The sequence below is a fragment of the Flavobacterium sp. genome, from assembly GCF_035760125.1.
Lineage (GTDB): Bacteria > Bacteroidota > Bacteroidia > Flavobacteriales > Flavobacteriaceae > Flavobacterium.
The window spans coordinates 1-8,686 of the sequence record NZ_DASTTN010000295.1; the positions used below are offsets into that span (position 1 = coordinate 1).

Here is an 8,686-nt window from a genome sequence, read left to right on the forward strand (position 1 = left end):
AAAACAAATCCAATTCCAAATATTACACTGTTGCTATTAGTGGTGGAACAGCTGTAGAAATTAAGGACACTAAAGAAATTTTGGTTGATAAAAATGTTTCTCCTGATGGGAAATACATAGTTTACAATCAAGAAGTGAAAATTGATAATGTCTTAGGAAAAGACTATTATCCTAATTTAGATAAATCCAATGTTCAAATTTATAATGGTCTTGATTATCGCCATTGGGATACTTGGAATGAAGGTCAATTCAATCACGTTTTTTACAAAGAAAATAAAGAAGGTGCGGAAGGGATTGATATTTTGAAGGGAGAAAACTTTGACAGTCCTCAAAAACCTTTCGGTGGTGATGAAGATTATAATTGGTCTACAGATGGAAAAAGTATAGTGTATGTATGCAAGAAAAAAGCAGGTACTCAATATGCGCTTTCTACAGACACTAATATATACGAGTACAATCTTGAAACCGGAAAAACTATCAACAGAACGGAGGGAAACTTAGGATATGATACAGCTCCACAATTTTCTCCTTCTGGGGATTTGACTTGGTTGCAAATGAAACGTGATGGTTATGAAGCAGACAAGAATGATTTAATTGTTAGTTTCAAAGGAATGAAAATGAATCTTACTGCCAATTGGGACGGAACTGTAAGTAGTTTCAAATGGAGTAATGATGGAAAAAAAGTATATTTTATTGCACCAATAGATGGAACATTACAGCTTTTCGAGGTTAATTTTCCAGGCTTGACAAAAATTGCGGTTAATGTAAAACAAATTACAAATGGTGATTTTGATGTACATGATTTAATAGGTTTTTCAGGAGATGAAGTGATTGTTACAAGAACAGATATGAATCACGCCCCGGAAATTTTCTCCTATAATTTGAAGAAAAAATCTTGGAAACAATTGAGTAATGTAAATACTGAGACTTACTCAACATTGGCTTTAAGCAAAACTGAAAGACGTTATGTAACAACAACCGATGGGAAAAAAATGTTGGTTTGGGTGATTTTGCCTCCAAATTTTGACGCCACTAAAAAATATCCAACTCTTTTATTTTGTCAAGGAGGGCCACAATCTCCTTTAACACAATCGTATTCATTTCGTTGGAATTTCCAATTAATGGCTGCCAACGGATATGTAGTTGTAGCTCCAAATCGCCGAGGAATGCAAGGTCACGGAGTAGAATGGAATGAGCAAATTAGTAAAGACTGGGGTGGACAAGTGATGGACGATTATCTTTCGGCTATTGATGATGTTGCCAAAGAAAGTTATGTTGACAAAGCCCGCTTAGGTTGTGTTGGTGCTAGTTATGGTGGATATTCTGTGTTTTATTTGGCAGGAATTCACAACAATAGATTCAAAACATTTATTGCCCACGACGGAGTTTTCAATACGCAAAGTATGTTTGGAACTACCGAAGAAGTTTTCTTCAACAATTGGGATTTTGGTGGGCCTTATTGGGAAAAAGACAATGCAGCTGCACAAAAAGCGTATACTAAATTCAACCCTATAAACTATGTTCAAAACTGGAACACACCAATTTTGATTATTCAAGGAGGAATTGATTACAGAGTACCGATTGGACAAGGACAAGAAGCTTTTCAAGCGGCACAGATACGCGGAATTAAAAGTAGACTCCTTTATTTCCCTGAAGAAAATCACTGGGTTCTAAAACCTCAAAATGCTCAAGTTTGGCAAAAAGAGTTTTATAAATGGCTTGAAGAAACCTTGTAAGACTTAAATTAATTAATAATTTGACAATGATAATGTAACAATATTTGTTTTTTTGTTACATATTATAAAACCTTAACGTATTTTAAAGATGTATAAATTACCCATTAAATCGTTTTTTATCGCAACTACTTTAGTTGTTGGTATGCATACGATGACTGCTCAAGACGGATTAGTGAATTCGTTGAAAGTAAATGTTAGCGAAAAAAGCGCAGAAAGTTTTAAGTTTACAGATGTGATTAATCTGGCTAACACTTCTATCAAGAATCAAGGGTCTTCAGGGACTTGTTGGAGTTATTCTACGAATTCTTTTTTAGAATCAGAAATGATTAGAATGGGAAAACAACCAGTAGAATTATCGCAAGTTTTCTCTGCTCGAAATGCCTATGTTGAAAAAGGAAAAAATTATGTACGTATGCACGGTGCTGTAACATTGGGAGATGGTGGAGAATTGCACGACGTTACTAATATGTACAAAAAATACGGTGCTGTACCACAAGAAGTGTATACTGGTTTGAACTATGGTACTTCAAAAAATAAGTTTGCTGAAATGGCCGCTTTGACCGAAGCAATGTTGGCAGCAGTTGTAAAAAATCCAAACGGGGAATTAACTCCTAATTGGGAAAAAGCATACGCTGCAGTTATTGATTCTTATTTAGGACAAGTTCCAGAAAATTTCACGTACAAAGGAAAAAGCTACACGCCACAAACTTTTGCTAAAGAAGTAGTGGGAATTAATCCAGACGAATATGTTGAATTTGCTTCTTATGCTAACGTTCCGTTGTATACAAAAACAATGATGATGGTTCCTGATAACTGGTCATTTGATTTGGTTTACAATGTAAAAATGAACGATATGACGGCTATCATTGATAATGCATTGAAAAACGGTTATACAGTAGCTTGGGCTTCGGATGTGAGTGAGAAAAGCTTTAGTTGGAAAAATGGGGTGGCTTATGTTCCAACAAAAAAGTATGATGAAATGACCGCTGAAGAAAAAGAAAACATGTTCAACGGTCCAAAACAAGAATTGGAAATCACCGAAGAAATTCGTCAAAAAGCATTTGATAATTATCAGACTACAGATGATCACGCTATGCATATTGTAGGTATTGCCAAAGATCAAATGGGTAAAGAGTATTATATTGTAAAAAATTCTTGGGGAGCAACCAATGACTATAAAGGATATTTGTATGTAACTAAGAATTTTGTAAAATACAAAACGACTTCATTGATGGTTAATAAAGGTGGTGTTCCATCTGATATTGCAAAGAAAATAGGAGCCTAATTTTTTTATCTCTTTCAATTATAAAAAGCCTGTCTTGATCAATTCAAGACAGGCTTTTTTATTGGAATAAATCAGAGTTTGATTATGATTCGGAGCAGAAACATTTGTTTTTTTTGAAAGCATTGGCCCCGCTTTCCGTTACAATCTTATAAGCCGAACTCCGGCTTATAAGGATTTCTACTTCAATCGGGGCTAAGAGGTAACATTTTGTTTGCTAAGGTTGTTTTATGCTTCCCCTAGTTAAATAGGTATCTAGAAAAAAATATTGCCCTGATGCGAGCTTCCATCTCCCTTTTATAGTTTTCCGCATGCCTGATGGGATCTTCGAACTCCCAATTACAGTCTTCCAATAAGTTCTTATTTCCTTCAGAAAGCTTATTCAATGATTTTCTGCACTTTCCTCCGCTGTTAGCATAACTAAACATCTTGTGTTTCGGAAATGCCGCGTGAGGGATAGTAGCAAGCTACCAAAGTAGCGCGGATAGCCCGACCTCGTTGAGAAAAGGGGCTGTATAAGAGGTGCTATAAATAAGCCCCTTTTCTCAACGGGGGCACGCCATAATACTTTTTAAATAGAATCGTTTTGGTTCATATAAGGCCAAAAAAAATCCCATTCTGTTGAGAGAATGGGATTTGATCTTTGAATTAATTTATTCGGGGTCATTCATTTTGAAATCGTCCATGAAGGCAGTGGTGTAATCCCCTGCTATGTATCTGACATCATCCATCAACTGTCTGTGGAATGGAATGGTTGTTTTGATACCTTCTATTACGAATTCGTCTAATGCTCTTCTCATTTTACTGATAGCTTCTTCACGAGTTTGGGCTGTAGTAATTAATTTGGCAATCATAGAATCGTAATTTGGTGGAATCGTATAGCCTGAATACACGTGTGTGTCAAGACGTACTCCGTGACCACCTGGCATATGTAGCGTAGTGATTTTTCCTGGAGACGGTCTGAAGTCGTTATAAGGATCTTCAGCATTGATACGGCATTCGATAGCATGCAATTGAGGAAGATAGTTTCTTCCAGAAATTGGCACACCTGCTGCTACAAGGATTTGCTCACGGATTAAGTCATAATCAACAACTTGCTCCGTAATAGGGTGCTCCACTTGGATACGGGTGTTCATTTCCATGAAGTAGAAGTTTCTGTGTTTGTCCACCAAAAACTCTACAGTTCCAGCACCTTCGTATTTTATGTATTCTGCTGCTTTTACAGCTGCTTCACCCATTTTTGTACGCAATTCTTCGGTCATAAAAGGAGAAGGAGTTTCCTCAGTCAATTTTTGATGACGACGTTGAACAGAGCAGTCTCTTTCTGAAAGGTGACATGCTTTACCGTATGAATCACCAACAACTTGAATTTCGATATGACGTGGCTCTTCAATTAATTTTTCAAGATACATTCCGTCGTTTCCGAAAGCGGCAGCTGATTCTTGACGTGCACCTTCCCATGCTTTCAGTAAATCTTCTGGAGCCCAAACAGCTCTCATTCCTTTACCTCCACCACCGGCAGTTGCTTTTAACATTACAGGGTATCCAAATTTATTGGCTAACTCTGCTGCTTGTTCAAAAGATTCTAAGATTCCAACAGAACCTGGTACACAAGGTACACCAGCTTCGATCATCGTAGCTTTTGCAGAAGCTTTATCACCCATTCTGTCAATCATTTCTGGAGACGCACCGATGAATTTTATATTATGTTCCTGACAAATTTTAGAAAATTTTGCATTTTCAGAAAGGAACCCGTAACCAGGATGTATTGCATCTGCGTTTGTGATTTCGGCAGCAGCAATAATATTGGACATCTTTAAATAAGACAGGTTACTTGGAGGTGGTCCGATACAAACGGCCTCGTCAGCAAATTTCACATGCAAGCTTTCTGCATCTGCAGTAGAATAAACAGCTACCGTTTTGATACCCATTTCTCTACAAGTTCTGATGACACGAAGTGCTATCTCTCCTCTATTTGCTATTAGTATTTTTTTAAACATCTTCTTGAAATTGTAAATTATAAATTATAAATTTTAAATTATTTGAATGAGATAAATTCATCATTCAAAATTCATCATTCAAAATTTCTTATGATGGATCTACTAAGAATAAAGGTTGGTCAAATTCTACTGGAGACATATCATCTACCAATATTTTTACAATTTTACCAGATATTTCAGATTCAATTTCATTGAATAATTTCATTGCTTCAATAACACAAAGAACATCTCCTTTTGCAATAGATTTACCAACTTCTACAAACATTGGTTTGTCTGGAGCAGGTTTTCTGTAAAAAGTACCAATAATTGGTGATTTTATAGTGATATAGTGAGCGTTTTCTACTACTGGAGCTTCTGGAGCAGCAGCAACTGGAGCTATTTGTTGTGGAGCGACAGCTTGAGGAAGAGCGTTTTGAACAGGTATCTGTTGAACGTAAGTTGCTTCGGTAACGTTTCCTTCTAAAGTAGTTCTGATGGTGATTTTAACATCATCCATTTCTAATTTTACTTCTGCAACACCTGAATTTGCTACAAATTTGATTAGATTTTGAATTTCTTTTAAATCCATAATTATTTCTTTTTAGTTTATTTTATTTTTTATCGTAAGCCCAAGTTAGGTAAATGGATCCCCAAGTAAAACCGCCACCAAAAGCAGCAAAAATTATAGTGTCGCCTTTTTTGAAAACGTGTTCAAAATCGTATAGTACTAATGGTAATGTAGCCGAAGTAGTATTTCCATATTTTTCAATATTCATCAATACTTTTGAATCTTCTAAGTTCATTCTATGAGCTGTAGCATCAATAATACGTTTGTTTGCTTGATGTGGTACTAACCAATTTACATTTTCATTAGTTAAGTTGTTTCTTTTTAGAATCAATTCACTTGCATCTGCCATATTGGTAACTGCATATTTAAAAACAGTTTTTCCATCTTGAATGATATTATGCTTGTTGTCGTTTACCGTTTCCATACTAGTTGGAAGAAGAGAACCACCAGCCGAAATTTTCAAGAAATCGCGACCTACACCATCACTTCGTAAATATTCATCTTGTAAACCGTAGCCTTCATAATTTGGTTCAAATAAAACAGCTCCTGCACCATCACCAAAAATAATACAAGTTGATCTGTCTTTATAATCTACAATTGAAGACATTTTATCGGCACCAATAAGTAGTACTTTTTTGTATCTTCCAGATTGGATATAAGCAGCTGCTGTAGACATTCCATAAAGGAAGCTAGAACATGCGGCCTGTAAATCGTATGCGAATGCGTTTGTAGCACCAATTGCGGTTGCTACATATACACCTGTAGAAGCGACTGGCATATCTGCAGTTGCAGTTGCCATTAAAATTAAATCTATCTCAAGAGGATCAATGTTTGCTTTTGCTATCAAATCTTCTGCAGCTTTTATAGCAAGAAAAGAAGTTCCTTTATCAGCATCTTTTAGTATTCTTCTTTCTTTAATTCCGGTGCGCGTGGTTATCCATTCATCATTTGTGTCGACCATAGTTTCAAGAACTTTGTTTGAAAGAACAAAGTCTGGAACATAACCACCAACTGCGGTAATTGCGGCTGTAATTGTACTCATTATATGCGATTATTTATTGTCAAATGTTGCCATTTGCAAAATTTTTAAAAGTCTCTAAAATTACAATAAAAAAACCAAACTAATTGTGTTAAGTTTTTCTTATTTGGGGCGTAAATTATAAACAACAAAAAAAACTCTCACGAAGTGAGAGTTCCAGTATTATTTACAAAAACATATTAAGCAAGAGCTACGACAGATTTATCGATAACAACTTGTCCTCTGTAGTACATTTTCCCTTCATGCCAGTAAGCTCTGTGGTATAAATGTGCTTCTCCAGTGATAGGACATGTAGCGATTTGAGCTACAGTAGCTTTGTAATGTGTTCTTCTTTTGTCTCTTCTAGTTTTCGAGATTTTTCTCTTTGGATGTGCCATTTTACTATATTATTTATCCGTTAATAGTTGCTTTAATTTGTCCCAACGCGGGTCTATATTCTCTTCTTTTTCTTCTTTCTTTTCTTTCTTTTGCTCTTTAATTGTCAATTCTTTCAGTTTTGTCAAAGCTTCTGTGTTTAAACTGCCATCCTTTATTCCCGGATGAACCCTTCTTAAAGGTATTGAAAGTACAATCATCTCATATATATACTGAGCGATGTCTATTTCAAATTCACCAAAAGGCAATATCAGCAACTCTTCATTGTCATTATTATAACTATCTCCAAATCGAACAATTAATTTTATTTTACCTTTAATTGGTAAATCAAAATCTTCGCTTGTAAGATCACAAGGCACGTTGATGGTTCCTTGATGTTTGAAGCTAATCTCCAACAGGTTGCTTTTTTTGTCTAAAACTACATTTACTTTGATATCTGAATTTTGAAATTCGTTATAATCAAAGATTTCAAAGAACGCATTATTAATTTGATACTCAAATTTGTGTTTCCCTAGCTTCAATCCTACGAAAGGAATTACATATTCTTTTGTCTTGCTCATTTCAACAACAATTTGCCCTAAACTTCGGGAGTGCAAAGATATAAAATAATTGGAAATCTAATAATGTTATTCACCTTTTTTTGTTTATAACTGTTTTTCTTTTGTTTTTAAAGGCTTTTGGCTGATTTCTGCATATTGATTTCTTGAATTATATACGTCAATAGCAAGATAAACAGCCTCTTTGAAGGAATTATAGTCGGCTTTATTTTTTCCGGCAATATCATAAGCTGTTCCGTGATCTGGAGAGGTTCTTATTTTGTTCAAACCTGCAGTATAGTTTACGCCATTCCCAAAGGATAATGTTTTGAAAGGAATTAGGCCCTGATCGTGATAAGTTGCAATAACGGCATCGTATTTTTCATATTGATTGCTTCCGAAGAACCCGTCTGCAGGGAAAGGACCAAAAACTAAAGTTCCTTTTTCAAATAATTTTTTCAATGCTGGTTTTAATACATTATCGTCTTCGGTTCCAATAACTCCTCCATCACCACAATGAGGATTAAGGCCTAGAACCGCAATTTTGGGTTTATTAATGCTGAAATCTTGAATTAAAGTTTTGTTGATGGTTTCAATTTTCTTAAAAATTAATTCTTCGGTTAGATGCGAAGCTACTTCATTAATAGGAATGTGATCCGTTAGTAGGCCTACTCTCAGGTTGTCTTGCACCATTAACATTAATGCATCACCTTCTAGTTCTTGGTCTAAATAATCAGTATGTCCAGGGAATTTAAACGATTCCGATTGAATGTTGTACTTGTTAATCGGAGCTGTGACCAATACATCTATGTCGCCTTCTTTTAGTGCTTTGGTAGCGGCAACAAATGATTTGATAGCGTATTCGCCAACTTTTTCGTCATTTGTTCCAAGGTTTAAGTCAATTCCTTCTCTCCAAAGATTAAATACATTAACTTTACCTACAACAATTTGATCCAGTTTGTCTATGCCGTGTAAAGCGACTGTGGATTCAAAATTCTTTCTGACGAACGAAAGTATTTTTACGTTTGCAAAAATAACAGGAGTACACAGTTCTAACATCCGTGAGTCTTCGAATGTTTTTAGAATGACTTCGCTTCCAATACCGTTTAAATCTCCTATTGAAATCCCTACGATTATATTTTCTGCTTTTTTCATAATGTCCTCTAGTTAT

At 35.4% G+C, this 8,686-nt stretch carries 8 protein-coding genes; 2 read left to right on the forward strand and 6 right to left on the reverse strand.

Features of this window, described 5'->3' with window-relative positions; all coding sequences use genetic code 11:
• Positions 1-1,736, forward strand: a 1,736-nt coding sequence (locus tag VFS71_RS10650) for a S9 family peptidase (protein ID WP_326401199.1), incomplete at its 5' end; no start/stop codon positions are given.
• A gap of 88 nt (positions 1,737-1,824) precedes the next feature.
• Complete coding sequence (locus VFS71_RS10655) at positions 1,825-3,021, forward strand: aminopeptidase C (protein ID WP_326401200.1); 1,197 nt, start codon at positions 1,825-1,827, stop codon at positions 3,019-3,021.
• Between the two features lie 650 nt (positions 3,022-3,671).
• Here VFS71_RS10655 and accC read toward each other — a convergent pair.
• The 6 genes from accC to pdxA all read right to left on the reverse strand — a co-directional run bounded on the left by accC (position 3,672) and on the right by pdxA (position 8,673).
• Positions 3,672-5,018 carry an acetyl-CoA carboxylase biotin carboxylase subunit gene (accC, locus tag VFS71_RS10660; RefSeq protein WP_326401201.1) on the reverse strand — a complete coding sequence of 449 codons (1,347 nt, stop codon included), beginning with the start codon at positions 5,016-5,018 and terminating at the stop codon, positions 3,672-3,674.
• A gap of 88 nt (positions 5,019-5,106) precedes the next feature.
• A complete protein-coding gene (gene accB / locus VFS71_RS10665) occupies positions 5,107-5,586 on the reverse strand; it encodes an acetyl-CoA carboxylase biotin carboxyl carrier protein (RefSeq protein WP_326401202.1) in 480 nt (159 codons plus the stop codon).
• A 22-nt stretch (positions 5,587-5,608) separates the two neighbouring features.
• Positions 5,609-6,607, reverse strand: coding sequence for a beta-ketoacyl-ACP synthase III (locus tag VFS71_RS10670; RefSeq protein ID WP_326401204.1), 999 nt, complete (start codon positions 6,605-6,607; stop codon positions 5,609-5,611).
• A 176-nt stretch (positions 6,608-6,783) separates the two neighbouring features.
• Positions 6,784-6,981: a 50S ribosomal protein L32 gene (gene rpmF / locus VFS71_RS10675; RefSeq protein WP_100432852.1), complete on the reverse strand. Its 198-nt coding sequence runs from the start codon at positions 6,979-6,981 to the stop codon at positions 6,784-6,786.
• Positions 6,982-6,990: 9 nt separating this feature from the next.
• A complete protein-coding gene (locus VFS71_RS10680; protein ID WP_326401205.1) occupies positions 6,991-7,539 on the reverse strand; it encodes a DUF177 domain-containing protein in 549 nt (182 codons plus the stop codon).
• 84 nt (positions 7,540-7,623) lie between these two features.
• Positions 7,624-8,673, reverse strand: a complete 1,050-nt coding sequence (gene pdxA / locus VFS71_RS10685) for a 4-hydroxythreonine-4-phosphate dehydrogenase PdxA (RefSeq protein WP_326401206.1) — start codon at positions 8,671-8,673, stop codon at positions 7,624-7,626.
• Between the last annotated feature and the right edge of the window lie 13 nt (positions 8,674-8,686).